The organism is Janthinobacterium sp. B9-8, assembly GCF_000969645.2.
In the GTDB taxonomy this organism is placed as follows: Bacteria; Pseudomonadota; Gammaproteobacteria; order Burkholderiales; family Chitinibacteraceae; genus Iodobacter.
This window is the reverse complement of record NZ_CP014222.1, coordinates 4,517,977-4,544,935: the sequence shown is the minus strand read 5'-3', so window position 1 is coordinate 4,544,935 and position 26,959 is coordinate 4,517,977. Positions and strand designations below refer to the sequence as shown.

The 26,959-nt window shown below is 45.6% G+C and carries 18 protein-coding genes; 14 read left to right on the top strand and 4 right to left on the bottom strand.

Annotated elements, in window-relative coordinates; all coding sequences use genetic code 11:
* The first annotated feature begins 6 nt into the window (after positions 1–6).
* The 5 genes from VN23_RS20385 to VN23_RS20365 all read left to right on the top strand — a co-directional run bounded on the left by VN23_RS20385 (position 7) and on the right by VN23_RS20365 (position 9,850).
* Positions 7–2,730 (top strand): TonB-dependent receptor plug domain-containing protein, encoded by a 2,724-nt coding sequence (locus tag VN23_RS20385; RefSeq protein WP_046350436.1) that lies wholly within the window; start codon positions 7–9, stop codon positions 2,728–2,730.
* A gap of 298 nt (positions 2,731–3,028) precedes the next feature.
* Positions 3,029–6,979, top strand: a complete 3,951-nt coding sequence (purL, locus tag VN23_RS20380) for a phosphoribosylformylglycinamidine synthase (protein ID WP_046350437.1) — start codon at positions 3,029–3,031, stop codon at positions 6,977–6,979.
* 125 nt (positions 6,980–7,104) lie between these two features.
* The gene (locus tag VN23_RS20375) at positions 7,105–7,659 is read left to right on the top strand and encodes a GNAT family N-acetyltransferase (RefSeq protein ID WP_046350438.1); all 555 of its coding nucleotides are present in this window, start codon (positions 7,105–7,107) and stop codon (positions 7,657–7,659) included.
* Entirely contained in the window at positions 7,649–8,410 is a 762-nt protein-coding gene (locus VN23_RS20370) for a YdcF family protein (RefSeq protein ID WP_046350439.1), read from the top strand. The genes VN23_RS20375 and VN23_RS20370 overlap by 11 nt, the downstream gene beginning before the upstream one ends.
* Before the next feature lie 168 nt (positions 8,411–8,578).
* Positions 8,579–9,850 carry an O-acetylhomoserine aminocarboxypropyltransferase/cysteine synthase family protein gene (locus tag VN23_RS20365; RefSeq protein WP_046350440.1) on the top strand — a complete coding sequence of 424 codons (1,272 nt, stop codon included), beginning with the start codon at positions 8,579–8,581 and terminating at the stop codon, positions 9,848–9,850.
* A gap of 52 nt (positions 9,851–9,902) precedes the next feature.
* Here the strand turns inward: VN23_RS20365 and VN23_RS20360 are convergent, their stop codons facing one another.
* The 3 genes from VN23_RS20360 to VN23_RS20350 all read right to left on the bottom strand — a co-directional run bounded on the left by VN23_RS20360 (position 9,903) and on the right by VN23_RS20350 (position 14,937).
* Positions 9,903–11,078 (bottom strand): hypothetical protein, encoded by a 1,176-nt coding sequence (locus tag VN23_RS20360; protein ID WP_046350441.1) that lies wholly within the window; start codon positions 11,076–11,078, stop codon positions 9,903–9,905.
* 141 nt (positions 11,079–11,219) lie between these two features.
* Positions 11,220–12,998: a CHASE2 domain-containing protein gene (locus VN23_RS20355; protein WP_197432974.1), complete on the bottom strand. Its 1,779-nt coding sequence runs from the start codon at positions 12,996–12,998 to the stop codon at positions 11,220–11,222.
* Positions 12,999–13,467: 469 nt separating this feature from the next.
* Positions 13,468–14,937, bottom strand: coding sequence for a FecR family protein (locus VN23_RS20350; protein WP_046350443.1), 1,470 nt, complete (start codon positions 14,935–14,937; stop codon positions 13,468–13,470).
* A 34-nt stretch (positions 14,938–14,971) separates the two neighbouring features.
* Between VN23_RS20350 and VN23_RS20345 the strand changes: the two genes are divergently transcribed.
* From VN23_RS20345 to VN23_RS20305, 9 genes are all read left to right on the top strand, one after another.
* A complete protein-coding gene (locus VN23_RS20345) occupies positions 14,972–15,661 on the top strand; it encodes a Crp/Fnr family transcriptional regulator (protein ID WP_082752866.1) in 690 nt (229 codons plus the stop codon).
* Between the two features lie 255 nt (positions 15,662–15,916).
* Positions 15,917–17,212 carry a glycosyltransferase gene (locus VN23_RS20340; RefSeq protein WP_062654947.1) on the top strand — a complete coding sequence of 432 codons (1,296 nt, stop codon included), beginning with the start codon at positions 15,917–15,919 and terminating at the stop codon, positions 17,210–17,212.
* 95 nt (positions 17,213–17,307) lie between these two features.
* A complete protein-coding gene (locus VN23_RS20335) occupies positions 17,308–18,441 on the top strand; it encodes a glycosyltransferase family 4 protein (RefSeq protein WP_046350445.1) in 1,134 nt (377 codons plus the stop codon).
* Complete coding sequence (locus VN23_RS22005) at positions 18,423–18,755, top strand: hypothetical protein (RefSeq protein ID WP_046350446.1); 333 nt, start codon at positions 18,423–18,425, stop codon at positions 18,753–18,755. Before VN23_RS20335 ends, VN23_RS22005 begins: the two co-directional genes overlap by 19 nt.
* Positions 18,742–19,530 (top strand): ABC transporter permease, encoded by a 789-nt coding sequence (locus VN23_RS20325; protein ID WP_046350447.1) that lies wholly within the window; start codon positions 18,742–18,744, stop codon positions 19,528–19,530. Before VN23_RS22005 ends, VN23_RS20325 begins: the two co-directional genes overlap by 14 nt.
* Positions 19,531–19,532: 2 nt before the next feature.
* Positions 19,533–20,726, top strand: a complete 1,194-nt coding sequence (locus VN23_RS20320) for an ABC transporter ATP-binding protein (protein ID WP_046350448.1) — start codon at positions 19,533–19,535, stop codon at positions 20,724–20,726.
* Complete coding sequence (locus VN23_RS20315; protein ID WP_052746419.1) at positions 20,723–22,312, top strand: methyltransferase domain-containing protein; 1,590 nt, start codon at positions 20,723–20,725, stop codon at positions 22,310–22,312. Before VN23_RS20320 ends, VN23_RS20315 begins: the two co-directional genes overlap by 4 nt.
* Before the next feature lie 55 nt (positions 22,313–22,367).
* Positions 22,368–23,390 (top strand): glycosyltransferase family 4 protein, encoded by a 1,023-nt coding sequence (locus tag VN23_RS20310; RefSeq protein WP_046350449.1) that lies wholly within the window; start codon positions 22,368–22,370, stop codon positions 23,388–23,390.
* The gene (locus tag VN23_RS20305; RefSeq protein ID WP_052746420.1) at positions 23,391–25,817 is read left to right on the top strand and encodes a glycosyltransferase family 4 protein; all 2,427 of its coding nucleotides are present in this window, start codon (positions 23,391–23,393) and stop codon (positions 25,815–25,817) included.
* Here VN23_RS20305 and VN23_RS20300 read toward each other — a convergent pair.
* A complete protein-coding gene (locus tag VN23_RS20300) occupies positions 25,814–26,911 on the bottom strand; it encodes an MraY family glycosyltransferase (RefSeq protein WP_046350450.1) in 1,098 nt (365 codons plus the stop codon). The two genes, VN23_RS20305 and VN23_RS20300, sit on opposite strands and share 4 nt — an antisense overlap.
* Positions 26,912–26,959 lie beyond the last annotated feature (48 nt).

Sequence of the window (26,959 nt, the reverse complement as noted above, 5' to 3'; positions counted from 1 at the left end):
CGAGAGATGAAATTCCCAATCAAAGCCTTAGCATTAGCTATCGCCAGTATCAGCTGTGTTTCTACAGCTTTTGCTGAAGATGCCCCAACACCCAATAAAGTTCAACGCGTAGAAGTAACGGGTTCAAGTATTAAACGCATCGTTAAAGAAGGCGCTTTACCCGTTCAGCAAATTACTAAAGAAGAAATTGCTCGTTCAGGCGCTACCAACGTTGCCGAATTACTGCAAAATATCCCTGCCATGCAAGGCTTTCAGGTTGCTGCTACAGCGGCAGGTACAAACTCCGGAGGTAGCGTCTATGCATCACTGCACGATATTGGCCAGCTATACACCTTAGTATTACTGAATGGCCGCCGAATTGCGCCACAAGGCTCAGGCAGCACCGTAAATTTAAACGCCATTCCAATGAGCGCACTTGAACGCATCGAAGTGCTTACTGATGGTGCATCGGCGATTTACGGTTCTGATGCTATTGCCGGCGTTATTAACTTTATTACTAAAAAAAATCTGCAAGGCGGTCAAATAGAAGGCACCTACAATGCTCCGCAGCAATCAGGCGGGGGCTCTTCTTGGGATACTTCATTCACCTATGGCTTTGGCAATTTGGACGAAAATAACTTCAATGCTTTGATTACCTATCGCCATGATGAACAAGCACCATTAAAAGCGAAAGATCGTGACTTTGCTAAAACATCATATTTGCCAGTAAGCCATAACGGCAAAAACTATATCTTTGATAAAACCAGCCCATCATCAATACCAGCCAATGCCACAGTTCAATTTAATGATGCAAAAACGAATCCAAATAAGACATTTAATCCGGGTCTGCTTAAAACAGGTAATTGTGGCGAGTTGAATTTCCCAAGCTTAAGCACTAAAGACTCCTGTGGCTTTGATTTTGTTAATACAATTGAAATCTACCCAGAATCAAAACGTGACACTCTGTTTGTCAATGGCAAACTGAAAGTTAACGACAACCTACAGTTCTTTGGTGATATCGCCTTATCGCGTTATGACTTAACTGCCCGCATTGCCCCCAATGCAGTATCTGTCACCATTGATAAAAACTCTGCCTACTACAAAAACTCAATTGCACCTTTTTTAAGTACGTCACAAGCTGCAGATGTAAAAAAAATCTCCGCCACCTATCGTATGTACGACTGGGGCACGCGTGATAGTCAAACTCTGACTGATTCCAATCACTTTGTAGCCGGTGCCGAGGGCGATTTAAATGGCTGGAGCTGGAACACCGCATTAACTTGGTCTAGGAATGAGTTAGAAGAGCGCTATGTCGGCGGCTATGTGAAGGACACTGAATTCCGCGACATGCTAAAAAATGGCTCATTTGACCCATTCGCTCCAATTGGCACCCAATCAGACGCGACAAAGCAACTGATCAAGAATTCACTTTTCAATGGCTCGGTTCGTACAGCATCCACCACACTACAAGGCGTGGATGCAAAAGTCTCTAGTGAGCTATTCACACTTCCAAGTGGAGCAGTCAGCTTAGGTTTAGGAGCTGATTATCGTGATTACCGTTATGAACAAACGCCATTGGCAAACGGTAAACTTTACGCCTTTAACGATATTCCAGCCTACGACATGCATCGCGCCACCTATGGTGTATTTGCGGAATTACTCATGCCCGTGATTAAAGATCTAGAAATTAGCGCCGCATTGCGTTACGACAGTATAAATAAAATTGATAACGGCATTACTGGTACAACCATGGGCGAAGACATGGCCGCGAGCACATACAAATTATCTGCTCGCTACCAACCAACTAAATCTTTCTTAATTCGTGGCTCGATTGGTACCGGCTTTAAAGCACCCGATATGCTAGACATTGCTCAGCCGCTCGTTGCTTTTGGAGTAACACAAACTAACGAATGCCCCTTCCCGGGCACCACATATTGCAAACCAGCTACCATGGCTGCATACGATATGCTTAAAGGCGGCAATCAAGCTCTGAAACCTGAAGAATCAGAACAATACACAATTGGTTTCCGCTTTGAGCCAATTTCCAACTTCTCATTTGGTGCAGACTTATGGGATGTAACAATCACCAACCAAGTTTCGGCCGTAAGTCAAGAATTGGCTTTTAGCAATCCTGCCAAATACGCTAATTTATTTACGCCAAATCCTGAAGCAGGTACTGGCGATATGTACTGGGCATTTAAGAATATGTCTATGAATATTGGACAATCACACACACAAGGGGTTGACTGGGATTTCAACGGTAATTACAAATTTGACTTTGGTACACTTAGCGGCACACTCTCAGGAACTTACTTAATCGACTCATCTTACACTCGCCCAGGTACAGATAATGATTGGACGGATAGTCTAGGCCATACGGGTGAAAACAATGCGGTATCTTTCCGTAATATCATTAAATTAACCACCGCCTTAAGAACGGGCGCATTTAATAACTCAGTGGCGATCAATTTCCGTTCAGGCTATGGCGATACAGAAGCATCCGTACGTAATCTAGCCACAGGCAAAAATGAGTTGATCACACTAGATGTTCCTTCCTATACCACTATGGATTGGCAAGGTACTTACAACATTAACAAAGCATTTGAAATCCGCGCGGGTGTTAAAAACATCTTAAATACAGAACCACCAATGAGTTTGCGTACAGGTAACGGCCATCAAAATGGCTATGACCCACGCTATACAGACCCAATGATGCGTTCTTTCTATATGAGCGGTAGCTACAAATTCTAAGCAACGCAGCACCATAAAAAACCAATCAAAAGCCCAGCAGATATGCTGGGCTTTTTTTGCGCAGCCCCCTTCTTTAGGTCCTCAGTTGCAAGCAAAATAACTTATCAATTAATTCAGAATATAAAAATATTAATAAAAATTAACAGTAAGCAAAACCAAGAAAATACCTTTCAGAAGTCAGTTAGCCCTGCTAAACATTCTTTATGCGTTCGCAAAGTTTGCCGATATTCAAGGCGAAATAAGTCGTTTTTGGGTATCATTGCGACTTCCCGAGGCTTTCCAATCAAAGATCAAAGACATGGCTGACGTTCTCCAATTGCGCGGCGGTACCGCGCTTTCATCTTTCCGGGTCGAAAAACTGACCGCCGCTCTCGCTGCTAAGGGTACACGCGCGCAGATTTATGCTGAGTATTGGCACTTCGCCGAAGTTAGCGCCGAGCTGACGCAGGGCGAAAACACCATCCTCAGCAAGATTCTGCACTATGGCGAGCCCGCTCAGCCTGACTTAGCCGTCGGTAGCCTGATTATGGTCTTGCCGCGCTTAGGGACGATTTCTCCTTGGTCTTCTAAAGCCACCGATATTGCCCAACATTGTGGCCTTGGCAAGATTGCCCGTATTGAGCGCGGCATCGTGATTTACGCCAGCAAGGAAGGCGGCAGCCCCTTGTCAGCAGCAGAACAAAGCATTCTGTTGCCTTTAATCCACGACAGAATGACTGAAGAAGTATTTAGCAGCTTGGAGGCCGGCCGTGACTTATTCCGCCACTTCGAGCCTAAGCCTTTTCTGACTGTTGATATTCTGAGTGGTGGTAAAGCCGCGCTAGTCAAAGCCAATAGCGAATTTGGCCTAGCACTCAGCGATGATGAAATTGATTATTTGGTAGAAAACTTCAACAAGCTGGGCCGTAACCCTACTGACGTTGAGCTCACCATGTTTGCGCAGGCCAATTCTGAGCACTGCCGCCACAAGATTTTTAACGCCGATTTTATTATCGACGGCCAGAAGCAAGATTACAGCCTGTTTGGCATGATCCGCGAAACGCATAAAGCGGCGCCAGCGGGCACGGTAGTGGCTTATTCGGATAATTCCTCGGTGATCGAAGGCGCAGAAATCGGCCGCTTCTACCCACAGGCAGGCAGTGCCGAATACGCATTCAGCACCGAACAAACGCATATTTTGATGAAGGTGGAAACGCATAACCACCCAACCGCTATTTCCCCATTTGCCGGTGCTGCAACCGGCTCGGGGGGTGAGATTCGCGATGAAGGCGCAACCGGCCGTGGCTCTAAGCCTAAGGCTGGCTTGGCGGGCTTTACCGTATCTAATTTGAATATCCCGGGTGCCGAGCAGCCTTGGGAAGCCCAGCCTTACGGCAAGCCAGATCGCATTGCCAGCGCGCTGGATATCATGATCGAAGGTCCGATTGGCGCAGCCGCATTTAATAATGAATTTGGCCGCCCTAATATCTGCGGTTATTTCCGCACCTTTGAAGAAGACCTGAACGGCGAGCGTCGTGGCTACCATAAGCCAATTATGATTGCCGGTGGTTTAGGCAATATCAGCGCCCTGCACGTTAAGAAAAATGGCTTGCCTGATGGCTCGCTCCTCATCCAGATCGGCGGCCCCGGCATGTTGATTGGTATGGGCGGCAGCGCGGCCAGCTCGATGGCAACTGGCGACAATGCAGCCAATCTGGATTTCGATTCAGTACAACGCGGTAACCCGGAAATCCAACGCCGTGCGCAAGAAGTGATCGATCGCTGCTGGCAGCTGGGTGCAAATAATCCAGTCTTGTCGATTCACGATGTGGGAGCGGGCGGTATTTCCAATGCCTTCCCTGAGCTGGTGAACGATGCAGGCCAAGGCGCGGTGTTTAATCTGCGCAAAGTAAATATCGAAGAAAAAGGCATGGCGCCTAAGGAAATCTGGTCGAACGAAAGCCAGGAGCGTTATGTATTAGCGATCGATCCTAAAGATTTGCTGGCATTTGAAGCGATTTGCGAACGCGAGCGCTGCCCCTTTGCCGTGGTTGGCCGTGTCACTGACGAAAAACAACTGGTGCTGGCTGACGATCATTTCGACAATAAGCCTGTCGATATGCCGATGAATGTCTTACTCGGCAAGCCCCCAAAAATGACACGCGACGTGAGCCGTATTACACCAGAGCTGACTGCTTTTGACGCTTCTGACCTAGAGCTGAAAGAAGCCGCTTACCGCGTATTGCGTTTACCATCGGTTGCCGATAAATCTTTCCTGATTAATATTGGCGATCGCACCGTGGGCGGCTTTACCGCTCGCGACCAGATGGTTGGCCCTTGGCAAGTTCCGGTGGCTGACGTGGCCGTTACCGCTATGGCTTACGATAGCTATCTAGGCGAAGCAATGGCGATGGGCGAGCGCACGCCGCTAGCGCTGATTTCTGGCCCGGCTTCTGGCCGCATGGCCGTGGGTGAAGCGCTGACCAATATTGCAGCTGCGCCAATTCGTCAGCTATCTGATGTAAAACTGTCTGCTAACTGGATGGCCCCAGCTGGCCACGCAGGTGAAGACACTAATCTGTATGACACCGTACAAGCCGTCGGTTTAGAGCTTTGCCGCGAGCTAGGTGTATCGATTCCGGTCGGTAAGGATTCGCTTTCGATGAAAACGGTTTGGGATGAGGCAGGCGAGGCTAAGCAAGTGGTTGCGCCATTGTCCTTAGTGATTTCTGCCTTTGCACCGGTCACCGATGTACGCAAGACGCTCACCCCTGAGCTACAAGCCGCCGTTGATTCTGATCTGATTCTGATCGATTTGGGCGATGGCAAATGCCGCTTGGGTGGCTCTGCTCTGGCGCAAGTTTATAAGCAGATTGGTAATACCGCACCAGACATCGTGAATGTGCCGCACCTGAAATCATTCTTTAGTACCGTGCAGCAACTCAATGCAGAAGGCAAATTACTCGCCTACCACGACCGCTCCGATGGTGGCCTGTTTGCCACGATTACTGAAATGATGTTTGCCAGCCATGTCGGCGTGACATTGGAGATAGACGAGCTGTGTATCGAGCGTCGCCGCCGTCAGCGCCAGCAAAATGAATTCACCGCCGAAGACGTGGTTCGCGAAGCCAATGCCCGCGTGATGGGTGTGCTGTTTAACGAAGAGCTGGGCGCAGTATTGCAAGTGAAGCGCACTGATACTGCGGCCGTGATTGCCGCCTTTGCTAACGTAGATATCCGCTCCGAGCTGCATGTGATTGGTAGCACCAACCACGACGACAAGCTCAAGATCAAGGCACGTAATCGCTTGGTATTGGAAGAGTCACGGATTGATCTGCATAAAGCATGGTCGGAAACCAGCTGGCGCATTCAGCGTCTACGCGACAATCCAGCCGGCGCCGATGCCGAATATGCACGCCTTAGCGATAAGCACGAGAAAGGCTTATTCGCCAAGCTGAGCTTTGATCAGAACGAAGACATCGCCGCACCCTATATCGCGACCGGCATTCGCCCAAAGATCGCCGTATTGCGTGAGCAAGGCGTAAATGGCCATGTAGAAATGGCCGCAGCGTTTACCCGTGCAGGCTTTACCGCCGTTGACGTACACATGAGCGATGTGATTTCTGGCCGCGTGCAACTGGCAGGCTTCCAAGGCCTGGCCGCTTGCGGTGGCTTTAGCTACGGCGATGTACTGGGTGCGGGTGAAGGCTGGGCGAAATCGATTCTGTTTAATGCGAGCGCCCGCGCGCAATTTGAAGCCTTCTTTGGCCGCACAGATACCTTTGGTTTAGGTGTGTGTAACGGTTGCCAGATGATGGCGAATCTCTCCGGCATTATCCCCGGCGCGGCGCACTGGCCTAAATTTACCCGTAATCAAAGCGAGCAGTTTGAAGCACGCTTGGTGATGGCTGAGCTGACTAAATCCCCATCGCTCTTCTTCAGCGAAATGGCCGGCAGCCGTATGCCCGTGGTTATTTCTCACGGCGAAGGCTTTGCCAACTTCAGCCAGCAAGGCGACATCAACAAAGCCTTGGTCGCCATGCGTTATGTTGATAGCCACGGTAAAACCACCGAAGCTTATCCGGCCAATCCAAACGGCAGCCCTCAGGGAATTGCCGGTGTAACCACCGCCGATGGCCGCTTCAGCATTATGATGCCGCACCCGGAACGCGTATTCCGCACCGTGCAAAACTCATGGCACCCAAGCGATTGGAGCGACGACGGCGCATGGATGCGTATGTTCCGCAATGCGCGTCAATTTGTTGGCTAATCGTTTCACTGCCCACGCAAAAGCCGGCCTGATGAGGGCCGGCTTTTTTATGGATAAATAACGGTGCGCAAGAAAAACGACTTGCACACCCTAATAAAATCCAAAACCAATTTAAATTGACTACCATGCCAAAAATCATCGAACTATCCACCGAGCGCTTGCGATTACGCCAATGGCGGGCGTCGGATACCGAAGCTTTCGCCCTAATGAGCAGCGATCCACGCGTGATGGAATATCTGCTTGGGCCTATGGATGCAGTAGCCAGCTTTGCGATGCAAGAGCGGCTTACACAGCTGATTAGCGACCGTGGCTGGGGGTTTTGGGCGATGGAGCTGAAAGAAACACAGCAGTTTATTGGTTTTACCGGCCTGCATACGCCAATCCCCGAGCTGCCGTTTTCGCCCTGCATAGAAATAGGCTGGCGGCTGGCTTTTGATCATTGGGGCAAGGGTTACGCCAGCGAAGCAGCAAAGGCAGCCTTAGATTTTGGCTTTAATACGCTGCAATTGAATGAGATTGTGTCATTTACCGCCCTGCCTAATCTGCGCTCACAGGCCGTGATGCAAAAACTGGGCATGCAGCGCGATGCCCAGACCTTTATGCACCCCAAAGTGGCAGAGGGCCATCTTTTGCAAGAACACTGTCTTTATCGCTTGAGTAAGCCCCTAAATGCAAAATAAATGGCTGGCACGTTTACAGATATTCATAGGCAGCATCTTACTCATCGATGCACTGGCGCTATTTAGCGTGGCTAAATTTAATGTAGGCACTATTTTCCCGGCCATCTTGGGCTTGGGTTTATTAAGTTTCAGCTTAAAACACGCCAGTTGGCAGCGCTGGCTGGCAACTAAGCGCTATCGGCAGCGATTGTGGCCTTGGTTTAAGTGGGCGATGGCGCTATGGCTGATCTCTTTGCTGGCTTTTTTCTATCAGCTCGCCGTGCCAGACCGTATCAAACACCAGCCCTCAAGCCTGATTGTGCTCGGCTCGGGCCTGGATGGTACGCAACCTAGCCCCATGCTGCGTGCCCGTCTTGATACCGCCCTGATTTATGCAGCGCAATACCCCAAGGCTCAGATTGTGGTTTCAGGTGGTCAAGGATTTAGCGAAGAAATCAGCGAGGCCGACGCCATGCAGCGCTATCTACTGGCTCACGGCATTGCTCCGCAGCGCATATTGCAGGAAGACCAAAGCACCAGCACGGAAGAAAACCTGCTGTTTAGCTATCGCCTGCTCAAAGCAAAAGCAGCAGAGCCTGTGCTGATTGTAACCAATGATTTTCATGCTCTACGTGCGTCTAAAATAGCCAAAAAACAAGGTTTCCCGCTGGTAGATCTTGCCTCTGCCCCCACTCCACTGCCGATACGCTACAACGCATGGCTGCGTGAATACTTTGCCTTTGCCAGCTCATGGGTATTAGGTGAGCTTTAAAGTAAATTACAAAGCCCCCATATAAATTGACAAGTTACTTAATATTTAAAGCTCAATATCAAGGTATATAGCTTTATTTAGTCTAAAGAAAAATCTAAAAATAGCTTTGTGATCTAAATAAAACTGCTAAAGTTTCCAACGGACTTTCCATCCCCTCGGAGACTTTGCATGAAGTTTGATACGCTTGCTCTACACGCTGGTTATGAAATTGATCCCACCACCAAATCAATGGCGGTGCCTATTTACCAAACCACCAGTTATGCTTTTGACGATACACAGCATGGTGCGGATCTATTTGATTTAAAGGTTAAAGGCAATATCTATACACGGATTATGAACCCAACTTCCGATGTATTAGAGCAACGTATCGCGGCGCTAGAAGGTGGCGTTGGCGCGCTGGCACTGGCCTCAGGCTTGGCCGCTATTACTTATGCCATCATGACCATTGCCGAGGCAGGCGACAATATTATCGCCACCACGGCGCTCTATGGCGGCACTTACAATCTACTCGCCCATACCCTGCCGCAATATGGCATTAGCGTCCAATTTGTTGATGCCAATGATCCGCAAGCGGCTGCCGCGCTGATTAATGATCGCACCAAGGCTATTTTTTGCGAATCGATTGGTAATCCACTCGGCAATGTGGTCGATTTCGCCGCTTTTGCCGCCGTTGCCCATGCGGGAGGTGTGCCGCTGATTGTGGACAACACCGTGCCCACGCCTTATCTCACCCGCCCTTTTGAGCATGGTGCAGATATTGTGGTGCACTCCCTCACCAAATATATCGGCGGCCACGGCAATAGCATCGGCGGCATGATTGTAGACAGCGGCAAATTCCCTTGGGCGGATCATAAGCAACGCTTCAATCGCCTGAATGAGCCAGAAGTCAGCTATCACGGGGTGATTTACACCGAAGCATTTGGCCCAGCCGCCTTTATCGGCCGCGCCCGTACCGTGCCACTGCGCAATATGGGTGCGGCGATTTCTCCCTTTAATAGCTTTTTGATTCTGCAAGGCTTGGAAACACTGGCGCTGCGCATGGATAGACATGTAGAAAACGCCCTTAAAGTGGCGCAATACCTGCAAGGCCATAGCAAGGTGCAGTGGGTTAATTACGCAGGCCTGCCCGATCACCCATCACATGCTCTGGTGCAAAAATACTTTGACGGCAAGGCATCGGGGCTGCTGACTTTTGGCGTAAAAGGTGGGGCCGCTGCAGGAGCGCGCTTCCAGGATGCGCTGAAGCTGATTACCAGATTAGTGAATATTGGCGACGCCAAATCACTGGCTTGCCACCCTGCCAGCACGACTCACCGCCAGCTCACGCCTGATGAATTGGCCAAAGCAGGGGTGAGTGAAGATATGGTGAGGTTATCGATTGGTATTGAGCATATCGACGATATTCTGGATGACTTGGAGCAGGCGCTGGCTGCAGTTTAATAGACTAAGGACTTAGCCACTTTAGGGGCGGGATAAACCACATCACCCGCCCTTAAAAATCTTGTTTATAAGACAGCGAGATCATTTTCTTTTGCCATGAAAATAGCGGCAATCTGTCGTTTTGTTCCTGATATTGATATTCCAATCGCCATTTACCCAGCCACAGACTCTGCCACTGATAGGCAAAAGAAGCTTGGCTTTGCACGCTTTGCCGCGCTTGGTTGTACTCCAGCAGGGGGCTATAGCCCTCCTGATCTTGGGCGATTCTGGCGCGCAGCTGCATCTCTAAACTATGCGGCCCTAAGGGATAAATCAGCCGGCTGCTCAACTCGCCACTATATTGATTGCCACCGGGGCGCAGAGGAGAAAACTCAAAGCCGAGCAAGGCGCGATTATCCAGCCACAGCCCCTGCCACCGGCTGATATGCTGACCTCGCCATTCACTATGCAGGCTTTGATAGCGTGGGGCGATATCTACAAACTGTGCACGCAAACGCAGCAAAGATTCAAGCCGGCCAAGCGATGGCAGGCCACGGTATTCCAGCAAAACACTGCTCTGATAAGGCTCGCTCTGCAGCCAGAACTGCTGCACACCCACGCCCCAGTCGCTGAGCACCCGTGGCTGCCAGAAGCCCCCAAACCAACGCATGCTCTGGCTACTTTTCGGCCAACTTTGCACCGCCCCCGCATGAATCGCCCATTGTTGCCCTCCGGGTGGGGTCGCCATGCCTTGTACTTCTAGCCCTGCCAACCAACCAGATCGTGGCAAGCTACTTTGGTCGACTTCCAGATTAAAAATCCCATCGGGTAGAGTGACTTCCAGCCAGCGCTTAGAGCTGCCCTGATCCAGATTACTATCGCTCGCCACCCAACTTTGCAGCTGAGCCTGCCACTGCGTTTTTTCGCGACAGCCTTGATCGGTTTGTTGCCGGATCAGATCACTAATGGCTTGCGGCAGAACGGGTAAGGCTCGCAATTGCTGCTGCAAAGCGCCAGCCCTTGTGAAGTCTTCTAACTGGCAATAAGCCAGCATTAAATCGACTTTAGCACCTTGATGATTGGGATTGAGCTCCAGTACTTCTTCTAATAGCCAGCTAGCTTCCTGCCACTGCTGCTGAGCCATATCGTCGATAGCCTGCTGGTACAACTCATCCCCGGTCTGGGCATAAACCGCAGGCTGGTAAGCCACTTGCAGGAACGCAATAAAAACGAAGGGGAAGAGTCGCATTTATTGATTGTATATGCTCAGGATCACAAATCTAGGAATTTACTTGCTTGATTTAACTTATAACAACAGGGTTAATGTAAGAAATTAACGGAAATAATATTAAGTATATATAGCAAGCTGTATGCTGCTAAAAAGAAACAGCTAAGGTAAGCGATAAACTTGCTCAACCCCTCTGCGCCCTTTCAGCGATACGGTACCGTATAGCTGCAACGGCGAGTAGGCCAATTGGCGCTCTGTGCTTTCCCCCACCAGAATCTTTTCATTATGCAAACTGGCTAAGTTTTGCAAGCGGGCACTTACATTCACCGCATCACCAATGGCGGTATAAGTGCTGCGAAACGGCGTGCCCATATCACCGACCACCACCAAGCCGGTTTGAATACCGATATGCACTTTAATTTGCTTATCTATGGCGGCTGTCTGGTTATGCTTATCCACCGCCTGCTGCATGGCAATCGCCGCATTAATGGCACGATTGGCATGATCACTTTGCGCTACAGGCGCGCCCCAAAATGCAAATAAGGCGTCCCCCATATATTTATCCAAAGTACCTTGCTGATCTAATACCGCCTGGGTAAGGAGCATCAATGCATGGCGAGTGTAATGCGCCAGCTCTTCAGGCGGTAGCCTTTCGGCAATACCTGTATAGCCTTGCAGATCGGCAAAGAGACAAGTGATTTCTGCCCGATGAGGCAACATAATCGCCTGACTATTATTGCCAATAAGCTGATCAATAATTGCAGGGGGCACATAATGATGAAACGCCAGATAAAGCTGCCGCCGTCCCAGCTGGGCATACCACCACTCTAGGCCGCCTTCTAAAATCAATAACACCACTCCGCCCAGCAGAGGAGCCAGCGCATTGGCCCCCACCTCCTGAGGCGTATAGCTTAGCCATAGCAGCCAAGCCATCAGCAGCAAAAACCCCCAGGCCAGACGCAAAGTATTACTGCGCCTATGCAGTAAAATCACCCCAAGCAATAAAGCCGCCCAAACAGCCATCATGCTGGAAAAACCAATCGCCACCACCGGCTTATTTTGCTCCAGCTGATCCAGCGCTTGAGATAGCCACTGTGCATGCAGCAACATACCCGGCGTGCGGCCACCCAAAATAGTGGCGACATAATCCCCCAGCCCCAAGGCGCTCGACCCGACGATCACCAGCCGGTTATGCAGCAGTGAGAGCGGCGCTTTGCCAGATAAAATATCGCTGGCAGGTATCGCAATATAAGCTTCAGTTTTACGCAAAAAAGGAATTGCCGCCATGCCGTGCTGATCGACCATTTGCTGCCCTGATAAGCCTTGCAGCCATTCAACCTTGCCATTACTCGCTTGAAGCGGTGCCTGTTGCCCCAGCCAGCAGCGCAATAAAACCGGGGCAAATGCCGGGTAAAGCTGGCCCTGATAGCGCACCAGCATGCTCTGATGCCGCACCACGCCATCAGGATCGGCCGTGATCGCAATATGCCCCACACAAGGCGCTGCTAAGGCCAGCATCTTATGATTGGCCAAGAAACCATAAGCAGGTGTCGAAGGTGTAGCCACTAAAGGCATGGCTGCGCTGAGCTGGCCAACACGCATACTTTGGCTGCGATCAAAGCCAAAGGTCTGCGCCAAAGTCAGCTGCTTTGATGCAGCCAATTGCGCAATCTGCTGATCACCTAATAAATCACCACTTTCAGGGAAAATGATATCCAGGCCAATATGCGCTACTTGGTAATGCTGATTTAATTGCTGAAGCAATTGGGCTATTTGCTGCCTGGACCAAGGCCAGCGCCCATATTGAGCGAGCGATACCTCATCAATATCTACCAGCACAATTCTCTGCTCTGGCTGAGCCGTTAATCTTTGCTTCATTAATTGGTCGTGCAGGCGATCTAAAAGATCGAGGGGAAAGGGGTAGGCATGGCCACGTGGCATGGCCACCCAAATAACAAGTAGTGTGCTGAGCAAAAAAAATAAAATTCGCCCTAACCAAATAAAATGGATTTTTTGCCGGATCGATTGAAAACTGATCATGTCATTGGAAAAAAAGTTTTATCAAGGAAAAAATCCTAGGGAATAGGCAACAATCCTATCAACTTAAGCAAAACCCACCGAAATGATGCTCCTGCAGCTTGGATTAGCGGGTTTGTTCGCCGATTTTAGGCGGGTAAAACCGCGTAACCCAACATCTTGGCGTAAAAGAATGTTGGGTTACGCGATATATCTAAGCTTGGTAAACCTCGCTCGCAGACTGCTAATCCAAGCTACGAAAAACATTTCACTTAAATTAATAAGATGGGGAATTTAGGGTATTCAGTCTTATTACTTCAATCCAGCCGAAATACCGTATTTTGATTGAATTCCCAGCAAAAAAAAGCCAGAAATAACGATTTAATCAAATATTTTAGCGCTGCCTCAGCCAATACGTGCCTCCGCTCATGATTTCATTACTAGCCGGTGATAAATAATAGGTATAGCCCGCTTCAGCAGCATCTTTACCAGAAACCACACCACGCAATTGGGTTTCACTTACTGCTCCATTCATAAAAAAACCATTCGACTCGATAGTGCCTTTTACATTAATAGGAATATCCCTACCTGCGGCATTTAATAGTAGATGGGTATTAAAACTTTGCGCTGCAAAATTGATTTGTAAAGATGATTCCTTAGCAATCGTTGCTGTTACCGCATTACTCAGCGTATTCACTAAAATGCCATCGTGTTTAACCATCTGAAAATTAACCGCGCCTAATTCCGGCCCATAGCGAACACTACTATTATCCCGCGACATCACATAATAAATCCCCGCATTCACGGCTTCCTGCCCATCCTTATAGATATCAGTAAACTTTGCTGTTGCAGGTAAATTAGCCAGCTCTTGCCAGCGCCCCCAATGAATAGAAGGGGTAAGTACAACCACAGGCTTAGGCGGCTCAGTCACAACGGGCGGCGATGGTGTAGGACTAACTGGTGGCAAAAGCACCACAGGCACTGAAGGTGGCACAGGCACGGGGACAGGGCTGGTTTCCACCGGTCTGATCACTGGCTTAGCCGCCAAAGAACCATCAATCACACTATTGCTATTAACAACCACACGGGCGTTGCTCAAGTCACTGGTATTAATCTGCGTTTGTTCTGATCCCAATGCGGCAACCTTAGGCTCGTCTTTTAACGGCTCTTTGCCTTTATCTTTAGCAATATCTTTGGGCACTTCTTTTTGCAATTCTTTCTGCAAAACCGGCGACGATTCTTTTTTGACCGGCACCGCCTGCCCGCGGATCACCTCAAGCATATGCGCTGCGGAAGCAAATAACTCTCTGGAATTAATCCCCTGGCATGGCCCGCCCAGCTCCACACTGCACGCTTTAGAAAACGGCTCGATAACCACCCCGCCTTTTTGCACGGCGACTTGTGTTGCATGATCATCGGTAAACACTACAAAATCAGTGCCGCGTAAGCCAATGGCAGCCACGGGTGTATTCAAACGATATTTATCTTTTTCTTTTTGCACATCCTGCCCAGTTACAGAGCGCATCAACCCGGATTTAAGCTGCAACTTAAACTGGCTTGCCGAGCCCTGCTTGCCTACCCGGTACTTTTCAATCAGCAAAACACTATTGGGGCGAACCGCAATAAAGCCCTGATCAAACGTGCGCAAATACACACTCGTTTGCCCGGCAGTGTGCAGCTCATCCCCTTCGCGCAATACATCACCTTTGACTAATGACTGCTGCCGGCCATCCCGTAAAAGAGTCGGCTGTCCGATTATTGCAATAACTGTCCCGATATTTGCGAAATCTTGTGCTAAAACACTAGACGATGCTGACAAAAGAACAGCAAACATAAAAAGATATTGATCGACTCGCTTCAGCATTTTCTTCCCTCCTTGGCCCAATTATGATCGGGAAATGCTTATGACACGCCACCCTATCTACTCTTTAGAATTTTTTTCTGGTATTCCAGAAACCATCCTCAAATCGATTGCGCGCGACTCTCACCTTAGGACAGCAGTGCGCAACCAGCAAGTGATTACCAAAGGCTCTTTAGGCGATGAGCTATTCTTCTTGATTAAAGGTCGTCTGCAAGTGATTGATGTGACAGAAGATGGCCGGGAGCTTTGCATTTATATTATTAATGAAGGGGAATACTTTGGTGAGCTGGCCGTGATTGACGGTGGCTCCCGCTCTACCAGTGTGGTTTCGATTGGCGACGCCGAGCTGATGGTCATGAGCCGCCACACCGCGCTACAGCTTATCTACTCTCACCCCGTACTGGCAGAGCGGGTCATGAAAAAACTCGCGTATTTAGTCCGCCTGTCTTCGCAAAACCGCGCCATGCTCAGTATTCAGAACCCTTACCAACGTATCTGCACCGTACTGACAACGCTGATCCGTACCCTTCCCGGCAATTTAAAAATTATTGAGCTTCCCCCACAGCAATCGCTGGCAGGCATGACCAATTGCAGCCGCGAAACCGTCTCCAGAGCAATCGGCCAGCTACTCAATACAGGCATAGCAGAAAAAGACCGAAAAACGCTCATCGTGCGCGAGCCAGAGCGCCTGCAGCATATTGTGCAAGGCAAAATAACCATCGAATAGTCCGGCAATGCCACCGCGCTGCCAATACATAGCAAACAAGCAAGCAAACACCACAATCACCCTGCTACAGAAAGCCTTGCCCAAAGGCACAGAGCTAGCAAAGCAGCAGCAAGCAAAAACACGCACAAAGAAATTTTCTTGTAATTATTAAATTCAATTACTAGTATAAAAAACAGCCGAAGCATATCGGCCATCAAAAAAGTAAGGGGCAAGACCTTCAAACCATCGACTCAGCTTAGTTACAAAGCTCCCTCAATGCCTTTTGCTGCAGCGCGATCGATCATTAAAAATAGCAAACTTAATAAAATATCACTTATAAGAGCTATATTTATGAAAATAATACATCTTGGAAAATTCTACCCGCCTGAATATGGTGGAATAGAAACAGTCACTTTCGACTTGGTTGAAGGCCTGAATAATCAAGGTGTAAATGCAGATGTACTCTGTAGTAACAAGGGCAAAGAGACAAAAATTGATTTAGTCAACTCCAGCTATCAAGTAATCAGAGCTGGCACCTTAGCCGTTATCAACTCAACATCGATTTCACTTAAGCTCATCAAGGAGCTGAACAATTGCATCCATCAATACGATGCAATTCATATTCATCTACCCAATCCCATGGCTAATTTAGCAATTTGGCTTATTCAACCAAAATGCAAAGTTTACCTGCACTGGCATAGTGATATCGTTAAACAAAAACATATGCTCAAGCTTTATGCGCCATGGTTGAAATGGCTAATCAACCGTGCAGATGGCATTATCGCCACATCGCAGCGCTATGCTGAATCATCCAAATGGCTAGCTCCCAATATGGATAAAGTATCCATTATTCCAATTGGGGTAGTAGACAAAAGCAAACAAGTTTCTGCGGAGCTGGTTAGCAAAATAAGATCAGAATACAAAAATAAAAAAATAGTTTTATCAATAGGTAGATCTGCGGCCTATAAAGGGGTTAGATATTTAATCGAAGCCTGCAAATATACGAACGATGATATTGTGATCTTGATTGGAGGGCCAGGGATAGAGAGCTTCCAGCCGCTGATTAAAAAGCTTGGCCTAGAATACAAAATAAAATTACTTGGAACCATTGCGGATCAACAATTAGCATCTTATTACGCCGCTTGCGATATATTTTGCCTGCCATCTATTTATCGATCAGAAGCGTATGGCATTGTGCAAGTAGAAGCCATGAGCTTTTCTAAACCCATTATTTCTTGCGATATTTCTGGCTCCGGTGTTTCCTGGGTTAATGAGCATAATAAATCTGGGCTACTTGTTCCGCCGTCCAATCCCAATGCCTTAGCAGATGCTATCAATATGCTAAGCCAGGATGATGTACTTAGAAACAAAATGGCACTCTATGCCAGAGCCCGGTTTGAGCAAGAGCTGACTGCAAATCAAATGGTCAGCAAAACTATCCAGATGTATAAGGCAAGCATGCCAGCAATGGCAAAGTTCAGTAAATTTGAGACGCATAAAATTAAAGTGGCACTCAATAACGAAGCAGTACTGATCAGTAAAAATAGTAAGCAAACAAGCAAAACCTCATAATAATAAAATCTGCCATCTATCATTTATTACTGAAATCTGATTAATCAATATTTTTAAATTTTAAAAACCACAGATTAATATAAATAAAGATAAAAATGGAAAAGATGAATATCTTATTTTCTGCGCAAGGCATGATTCCCCCGCTCACCGGGATAGGGCGTTATGCCACCAGCTTATCCAGAGCCATGCAAGAGCGTGGCTCTGATCTTGATCTCGATTACTATCAATTTGGCCGCGTCAGCAAAAAAACAAATAATGAATTTTTACTTTCTAAAATAAGAAATATGGTTAACCGCTTTCCTGCGCTCAAATCTTATCTTAGAAAAAAATACCATGCGAATCGTGGTGTACATACCATCAAAGAAAAAAAATACATTTACCACGAGCCAAACTACATTCCAACCGTATTGCAATATCCATACTTAGTGACAGTACATGATCTTTCACATATTATTAATCCAGAATGGCACCCTATTGAAAGAGTGCGTTTCTTAAATGAGCATTTACCACTGACTTTAGAAAAAGCAGATGCTATTTTTGTGGTTTCAAAATCGGTAAAAAAAGAATTAATCCGCTGGATGCCGGAAGTAAGTAATAAACTACATATCACCTACAACGGAGTAGACCATACAAAATTTTCACCCGAATCATACAATAGCCGCATTTTAGAAAAATACAATTTACCCAGTAAAGAATATTTTTTATTCTTAGGCACCATTGAACCAAGAAAAAAAATAGAGGATTTACTCACTGCCTATCAAATGCTGGTGCAAAATAAAAAAACCACTTTGCCTCTGATTATTATTGGTGGCGTGGGCTGGAAATGCGAAGATATTCTAGAAAGAATCAAGCACAGCAAAAATGTGCGCTGGCTGCAATATGTTACAGAAAAAGATTTGCCTGCTCTATTAGCCGGTGCACGCTGCATGGTTTATCCCTCCGCTTATGAAGGATTCGGCTTACCCGTGTTAGAAGCAATGACTGTTGGCACTCCCGTTATTACCACCTCAGGGGGTGCAATTCAGGAAATAGGCGGCGCAGCCCCCTTTTACTTTAATCGGGGCGATATCGAAGGTCTGGCAGAGCATATGACCAATTTAGCCTTATCACCTGAATGCGCTTGCGATCATATTACAGAAGGATTAATTCGATCTCACTATTTTACCTGGGATCGCTGCGCGTCTAAAACACTAGATACATATAGGGATGTATGGGCGAATCACTATTAAATGGCGCACTAATTATCATCACCTTTCTGTTGATTATTACGGGCTCATTTTATAATTTACAAAAATACTCTCCAATTCAGAATGATAAAATTCTTCATTTTGTATCCTATTTTTTGCTGAGCTTATTGCTTGCCCCCTATCTTAGTTATTCAAAATTATTTATTGTTCTTTTTTTAATGGGTGGCAGCATAGAGATGATTCAACCGCTAGCAGGCAGAAAATGTTGCATTTATGATCAGCTGGCTAATACCTCCGGAATTATCTCTTCAATTGCAGCCATTCATTTATGGGGAGTTTTTTTTGGAATTCATTAAAAGAATTTTTGCCGGGCGCTGGCTGTTGCATGCCATGGTTAGCAGGGAAATAAAATCCAGATATAGCGGTTCTATTCTCGGTATATTTTGGCTTTTTTTTGCTCCTGTACTGATGATATTAACCTACAGCCTGGTCTTTGCTGATTTAATGAAATCACGTCTACCCGGAATAAATAGCCACTATGCTTATACCATTTATCTAACCAGTGGCATGCTGGTATGGCAATATTTCTCTGAAGTCATTAGCAGAGGAAAGCTTTTCTTAGTAGAAAATGCAGGCCTACTCAGAAAAAACAATATATCAAAGATAATACCTCTATTATCAGTGGTGGTTATTGCACTTGTAAACAGCCTTGTTCTAGCTGGGTTTTATTTTATATTTCTTATCATTCTAAATTTATTCACCATTGAAATATTTGCTATTTATATTTTACAAATTTTAGTGATCACCCTATTTTCATTCAGCATTGCCGGCTTACTCGCACTCGCCCACGCTTATGTAAGAGATGTAGGCCAGTTTGTAGATGCCTTTATGCAACTTTTATTCTGGGCAACTCCAATTGTTTATGCCCCGCAAATTCTTCCTAAATGGGCCGCTGATTATATCTATTTAAACCCGGTGTACTGGGTATCGCAGCTAGGGCAGCAAGTTGTATTAGACTGGCCTATTGCCTGGAATTGGTTATTTAACGCCATACTACTTTCTATTATTTCTTTTTTTATATTTTATTTTTTTTACTCCAGAAATATTCAAAAAATTATGGACGATCTATAATCGTGGACCTGATCACTGTAGATAATCTATCAAAATGCTTTCGGATTTATCCATCACGCCGCCATAAGCTAGCATCACTATTTGGCATGGAAAGCAGCAAGCATTGCATTCATAAATGGGCACTCAGGCAAATTAGTTTTTCCATAGCTGCAGGAGAATCAGTTGCAATTGTGGGCCGGAACGGATCAGGAAAAAGTACCTTGCTTAAGTTGATTTGCCAAACGCTGCGCCCCACAGAAGGCCGGATTATTGTTAATGGCAGAATTGGTGCACTATTGGAGCTGGGTATTGGCTTTCATGAAGAATTAAGCGGCAGAGAAAATGTATATATTTCTGGCCAGCTACTAGGTATGTCCAAGCAAGAAATAGATCAGCATATCGAAGATATTATTAATTTCTCTGAGTTAAGAGAATACATCGATGTGCCGTTAAAAAAATACTCCAGCGGCATGCAAATGCGTTTAGCTTTTAGTGTGGCAACCGCATTAAGGCCGGAAATTTTAATTGTGGACGAAGCGCTTTCAGTAGGCGATGCCTATTTTCAGCATAAATGCTTTGACCGGATTAAAGAATTTCAAGCATTGGGTACATCATTATTATTTGTTTCACATGATCCACTGGCAGTCAAAACCCTATGCGATCGGGCCATACTAATCGATAAGGGAATGATGCTGGCAGATGACAATCCTGCTGCCGTCCTTGATTACTACAATGCGCTAATTGCCAATGCAGAAAATAATAAAATAAGTATTGATGAAGGCGTACGATCCGGCAGTGGAGAAGCCAAACTAACTGCTGTAGATATTTTTAATGAAAATGAACCGGCCCAGGTGGTTCTTTCTGGCAGTAAAATTAAATTACGCGTTAGTTATCAGATTATGGAAAAAATTCCAGATCTAACCATAGGCTTTTTAATTAAAGACCGTGTAGGTAATGAAGTGTTTGGATCCAACACTTATTTATTACAAAAAACACCCCCATTTGTACAAGGTGGGCAATATCAGGTAGTCTTTGAATTACCCGATTTCAGGCTTGCTGCGGGCAGCTACAATATTAGTGTTGCACTGCACTCATCCTACCATCATCTATCAAATAACTATGATTGGTGGGATCATGCCGCCACAATTACTGTTATTTCTGAACAGGTATTTGCTGGTGTTGTTCGACTTGATACTCAATATTGCGAGTTAATATGAAAACATTAGATGAAATTATTCATTGTGTTCAAGCTTATGCGCTTACCCAAGATGCCCCTTCTGCCGTATATAAAATAGAAGCTGAAATTGCAGTATACAATTTGCTATGGCTGCCGCATTCATTCAGAGAACTCGTTTCTATCCATAACCCATATTTATTTATATTTTTTTGCTACCAAGCTATTTTAGGCCGAGCCCCGGATCATGAAGGTGCTCGCCACTACCATGATTTACTGGCATCAGGCAAAATCAGCCTGCGTAAATTTGCTTTACAAATGCTATCAAGCACAGAATCGGCACATGCCAGCCACCATATAAAAATAAATAAAATAGACAGATATCTAATTGCACTGGAAAACAAAATACTTTCGGTATGGGGTGGCAGGCGTGGGGCGGGGCTGATTGGCCGTCTGCATGATGGGCTGATTCAATTAAGTACACTTAATTCAAAACACATCCAGCATAATGCAATTCTTTCTAAACAAAGCTACGATTTAGAGCTTAAGCAAGAAAAAATACTATTTTCAATTAATGCACAACAAAACAAGCTTAGCGAACAAATCGCTATCACAAGTAATGATATAAGATCTCATATCACACAAGAAATCGGCCAACAAAACAATAAATTAAACATACAACAAGCCACATTAAATGATGCAATCGCCAGCAATGCAGAATCAGTGCATGATCAGCTAGAAAAAAACACTGAGTTACTCAATACAACATTGGATAAAAATAGCAGTTTAATTCAAAGCCTGCTGTGTAAAAATGAAGAAAAAATAGCCTTTATGGCCAATGCTAATAGCCTGAATGGCCAGGCCGCACTTTACCTCAACGAACGTATCCTTAAACATCTAGAGCAATCCAGCAATACTAATCACCCAACCGTACAAACAAATCAAGCTAATCCTCCATTACAAATAGATTCTGCAGTTGATGCTTATTATTTGGCTTTTGAAGCAAAGTTTCGCGGGCCGGAGCATGAAATCAAAGCCAAACTAGAAAAATATACACCTTATGTAGAATCATTTTTAAAATCCAGCCAGGCTCCTTTACTTGATATTGGTATGGGCAGAGGGGAGTGGTTAAAACTTATCGCCGAAAAAGGTTTAAAAGCTCTAGGCGTAGATCAAAGCGAAGAAATGATACGCCATTGCCGAGCAATGGGCCTCAGCGTAATCCATGCTGATGCTTTAGATTATTTAAACGATTTGCCAGATCAATCATTAGCTGCGATCAGCTCATTTCACGTTGTAGAGCATCTTCCCTTTGATATTTTATATAATTTGCTAAAGCAAGCTTATAGAGCTTTATTACCAGGAGGAGTCTTAATACTAGAAACACCTAATCCAGAAAACATATTAGTTGGCAGCCATACTTTTTATCATGATTTTAGCCATAAAAACCCGGTTACTCCTACTAGCCTGCAGTTCTTAGCTGAATATCATGGCTTTAAAAATTGTGAAATACTCAGATTAAATCCTTATCCGGAATCTGCAAAAGTTCCGGGTAATGATCTATTAACCGAGCGGGTGAACGGCCATCTTTGCGGGCCACAAGATTATGCACTAATCGCAAAGCGATAAACTGTTCTTTGACACGGCTATATACCACCAAATTAGCATACTCTAGGAGCGTAAGATGCGAGTCATGCTAGCTGCCAATATCACCCCCTTTTTGCATGGTGGGGCTGATTATCATATACAGGGTACAGCTGATGCATTAATTGCGGCAGGCTGCCAGGTAGAAATCCTGCGCCTACCATTTACATTTTCACCAGAACAATCCATTTTAGACTTAATGCAATGGTGTAAAACGCTGGATTTAAATCAGCCTAATGGCTATCGAATAGACCGGCTAATTAGTCTGCAATTTCCATGCTATGGAATCAATCACAACAAGCACACCGCATGGATTATGCACCAGCATAGAGCGGTCTATGAGCTCTATGATCAAAACCAATCTACGCAGCCAGAATTTAAAAATGCTATCCAGCAATTTGACCAACTCGCATTAGGCCAATGCCACCAACGCTTTGCAAACTCTAAACGCGTGGCAGAGCGCCTATATCAATATAATGATTTAAAAGCCACTGCCCTATATCACCCCCCACCGGCATATCAGGCATTTCATGCAGCAGAAAGCTTAGGCTATATTTTTTGCCCCAGCCGAATTGAAACGCTAAAAAGACAAGATTTATTAATTAAAGCACTCGCATTAGCCCCCAATGCCTTGCCTGTTGTTATCGCTGGCACAGGCGGGCAATCAGAGCAACTGATGCAATTAATTAATCAGCTTGGCTTAAATAACAGAGTAAGAATGCTAGGCGCAATTAGCGAAGCACAGAAAATCGCCTATTACGCCCATGCCAGTGCTGTTTTTTTTGCGCCATTTGATGAAGACTATGGCTATATTACTCACGAAGCCATGCTTTCCGGCAAAGCGATGATTAGTTGTACGGATTCTGGTGGCCCTCTGGAGTTTATTGAGCACGGCAATACCGGCTGGATTATCCCGCCAGACCCTCAAGCCATAGCAGAAGTATTAACCTGGATTGCCCAACACCCAAATCAGACAGCAGAAATGGGAAAAGCGGCAAAAGCAGCATGGCCTGAATTTGGCATTAGCTGGAATAAGGTCGTTAGCCAATTATTGGAGACTTAATTGAAAGTTGCGATTGTTGCGCCAAGTGGGGTGCCCTTTGTATGGGGCGGGGCCGAAAATATTTGGAAAGGCCTGTGGCTCGCTTTAAATCAGCAAAATGAAGTGACTGCAGAGCTCATTAAACTGCCTAGTCCGGAACATGATTTCTGGAGCATTATTCAAAGCTATCAGAGATTTGCTGAGCTTGATTTAAATCATTTCGATATCGTCATCAGTACCAAATATCCCGCCTGGATGATATCCCATCCGCGGCATATTCTATTTATGCAGCATACCCTGCGTGGCTTGTACGATACCTATCCAAGCCATTTATCTAAAAGCATAGCCCATTTAGCACAAAAGACGCCTGTACTATATCGTCTATTAAGCATTAAAAAACCCAATAGAACCCACCTTGCTGAATGCTTTGATGAATTAAATAAGATTAAAGCCACACAAGGCCTTAGCCCCCAAGATACCGCACTACCCAGCCCATTATTACGCGCAATTATTCATTTCTTTGACTCTATTGCCTTAGCTCCCGGGCAAATCATACGCTATACCGCTATTGCCCATGAAGTCGCAAATCGCCAAGAATACTTCCCTAAAAATATTAAACCCGAGGTGCTCTATCACCCTAGTTCACTACCTCAGGCAGGCGTTATTGCTGACTCACAAATAAGCCCTGCTATTTTCACCGCCAGTAGGCTTGATGCGCCAAAACGAATTGATTTGCTCATTAAAGCCTATTGCAAATCAGGTGTAAAAACGCCTTTAAGAATTGCAGGCACGGGCCCACAAAGTACCGAGCTGCAGCAACTCATTAGCCATCATCCAACTATTAGCCTGCTTGGGCATATATCCGAGCAGCAATTAGCCCAAGAATACGCTAATGCCCTATTTGTGCCCTTTATACCCAAACACGAAGACTTCGGCCTGATCACTTATGAAGCAATGATCGCAGGCAAGGCGGTATTAAGCTGCACCGACAGTGGCGGCGTAACTGAATTAGTGAAAGATATGGAAAACGGCCTTTTAGTAAAACCAGAATGCGATGATATTGCCAGAGCCATTAAAAAACTCTGCTCAGACCCAACGCTTTGCTACCAGCTGGGCCAACAAGCCTACAACACCGTTAAAGAAATAACCTGGCCAGCATTAGCTAAAGAATTATTAAATCTGCACAAGCAATACCAGCCAAAAATAATAGTGCTCAATACCTTCCCCATCTACCCCGTCGTGAGTGGAGGGCAAGCACGGCTTTATCATCTTTATTCAGAGCTATCCATGCTGGGTTATTCAATAGAGATACTAAATTTGGACTTTAATACCCACACTGTACAAAGCAGGCACTTAAATGAAAACTTTATTGAAGTACTCATTCCAATAGGGGAAGAATTCAGAAAAAAACTAAATGCAGAAGAAAAGAGATTAAATATATCCTGTGTAGATTGGCTAGCAGCAGAGCACCCAGAGCTATTACCAGAATGGCAAATAGAGATTAAACGCCGCACCCCATGGGCCAACCTGGTAATCTGCAGCCATCCTTATGCATATCCGGCAATGATACAGGCTGGCGTTAAGCAATGGCTCTATGAAGCGCATAATGTAGAAGCCGACCTGAAGGCGCAAATATATCAGCAGCACCCTAATGAAGCGCAAAAAATCAAAGAATTAGAATCCCAATGCGCCATGGGCGCACAGCATATTATTTGCTGCAGCAATGAAGACAGCCAGCGTATGCAAGCCCTGTATCAAATCCCAGATCATCAATTCAGCGTAATTGCCAATGGCGTTGACACCCAAAATATTAAGTACCTGGACCAGGCTGGCCGCAAAGAAATACGCAAGCAAATGGGGCTGGAACCCACAAATAATTTATCGCTTTTTATGGGTAGCAATCACGGCCCCAATATAGAAGCAGCAGAGCAAATACTGATCGCCGCAGAGCAAAATTTATCGTTGCAATATATTATTCTGGGCAGCGTAGCAGATGCATTCAAGAAAAAAAATATCCCTGAAAATGTACGATTCTTAGGCGTAGTAAGCCAGGCAGAAAAACAACTCTGGCTTAAAATAGCCTCAATTGCATTGAACCCAATGCTAAATGGATCCGGATCAAATTTAAAACTAATTGAATATGCAGCAGCTGGCCTGCCAATTATCAGTACGGAATTTGGCGTGAGGGGAACGAGATTTGAGTCGGAGGTGCATTATATAAATACAAAAGCACTCCTTCCTGCAATAAAAAATGCGCTAAAAAAACCAGACGACCAATTAGACAAAATGATTCATAAAACAATGGAATATATAAATAATGAACTTTCTTGGAAAGGCCTGGCAGAGAAATACAAGCAAGAAATTAAAGGCGCTTTATTTATAGAAAAAAGCAAAGGGGAAAGCATCTCGCCTCCCCTGTTTTTACAAACTTCAAATATACTCAGCTAGCTATCTTTATTAATCACCATCCACTGGGGGATTTTAAAATTCACAATCATTTTGTAAAGCAAAATATAACTAGCAATAAATAAAAATACAAAACCCAATAGGATATATGGCTTATCCCAAAAGATAACTGCCGGAATCGCAGCAAAAGAAGATAGAGCCCACAAATAAGGTGCAGTAAGCGCATTACGCTGCACTTTATAACGCGCAACGTCTTCGCCTAATTGCAAACGCACCACTCGTTTATAAATAAGCGTATGCAAATGAATACCATCAGGCAACCCCGGAGAAACACCTTTCACAAATTTACGGCGATAGATTGTGAATAGAGTTTCAAATACCGGATAAATACAGAGCAAAAAGGGAAACCAGATAGAAACGCTAGGATGCCTTGCCATCAGCAATACAGATAATTCCGCCACCATAAAGCCAACAAAATACGCCCCACCATCACCTAAAAATATTAAACCCCTAGGGTAATTCCAAAGCAAAAACCCCATACAGGCACCAATCATGCCCATATTAGCAATCACCAAAAACCAATCATTCAATGCAAATGAAACATAAGCCAAGCCAGCAAAAATCATCATCGCAACAACGGCAGATAAGCCATTAAAACCATCAATAATATTAAAAGCATTTGCCACGCCTGCCACGGCAAACATGGTAAAAAACAATGAAACAGCCGTGAACTGCATAATTAAATCAATATAAGGCACATCTAAACGAACAATTCCCGCACCTAATAAAAAGTACCCTAATAAAGCCGCCAGCATAGTTAAACCCAGCCGCATTAACACCCCTACTTTTTTAGTTAAATCCTCTATTAATCCACCTAAAAAAGCAGGCAAACTAGCCACAATCAGCATGGCAAATTGCGTAAACCACTGAGTCTCTTTGATCGCCCCTGCCAATAAAACCGCGAGCATGCCCATCATGATAGAAAGCCCACCAATCCGCGGTACTGAATGAGAATGAAACTTCTGCACTCCACCTAAATCATGATCACCAGAAAAATGACTATGCAAATGATCAAAACGAATCACGAGCATGGTGACGATGACTGAGGTTAGGAATGCTAGGATGAGATAAAGCATGGGAGACCTAAATTATTAACTCATTGAATTATTCAAGAAAACCAAAAA

Coding starts and splice junctions, on each gene's coding strand:
- VN23_RS20385 (WP_046350436.1), top strand. CDS start 7: ATGAAATTCCCAATCAAAGCCTTAGCATTAGCTATCGCCAGTATCAGC.
- purL (WP_046350437.1), top strand. CDS start 3,029: ATGGCTGACGTTCTCCAATTGCGCGGCGGTACCGCGCTTTCATCTTTC.
- VN23_RS20375 (WP_046350438.1), top strand. CDS start 7,105: ATGCCAAAAATCATCGAACTATCCACCGAGCGCTTGCGATTACGCCAA.
- VN23_RS20370 (WP_046350439.1), top strand. CDS start 7,649: ATGCAAAATAAATGGCTGGCACGTTTACAGATATTCATAGGCAGCATC.
- VN23_RS20365 (WP_046350440.1), top strand. CDS start 8,579: ATGAAGTTTGATACGCTTGCTCTACACGCTGGTTATGAAATTGATCCC.
- VN23_RS20360 (WP_046350441.1), bottom strand. CDS start 11,078: ATGCGACTCTTCCCCTTCGTTTTTATTGCGTTCCTGCAAGTGGCTTAC.
- VN23_RS20355 (WP_197432974.1), bottom strand. CDS start 12,998: ATGCCACGTGGCCATGCCTACCCCTTTCCCCTCGATCTTTTAGATCGC.
- VN23_RS20350 (WP_046350443.1), bottom strand. CDS start 14,937: ATGCTGAAGCGAGTCGATCAATATCTTTTTATGTTTGCTGTTCTTTTG.
- VN23_RS20345 (WP_082752866.1), top strand. CDS start 14,972: ATGCTTATGACACGCCACCCTATCTACTCTTTAGAATTTTTTTCTGGT.
- VN23_RS20340 (WP_062654947.1), top strand. CDS start 15,917: ATGCCTTTTGCTGCAGCGCGATCGATCATTAAAAATAGCAAACTTAAT.
- VN23_RS20335 (WP_046350445.1), top strand. CDS start 17,308: ATGGAAAAGATGAATATCTTATTTTCTGCGCAAGGCATGATTCCCCCG.
- VN23_RS22005 (WP_046350446.1), top strand. CDS start 18,423: ATGGGCGAATCACTATTAAATGGCGCACTAATTATCATCACCTTTCTG.
- VN23_RS20315 (WP_052746419.1), top strand. CDS start 20,723: ATGAAAACATTAGATGAAATTATTCATTGTGTTCAAGCTTATGCGCTT.
- VN23_RS20310 (WP_046350449.1), top strand. CDS start 22,368: ATGCGAGTCATGCTAGCTGCCAATATCACCCCCTTTTTGCATGGTGGG.
- VN23_RS20300 (WP_046350450.1), bottom strand. CDS start 26,911: ATGCTTTATCTCATCCTAGCATTCCTAACCTCAGTCATCGTCACCATG.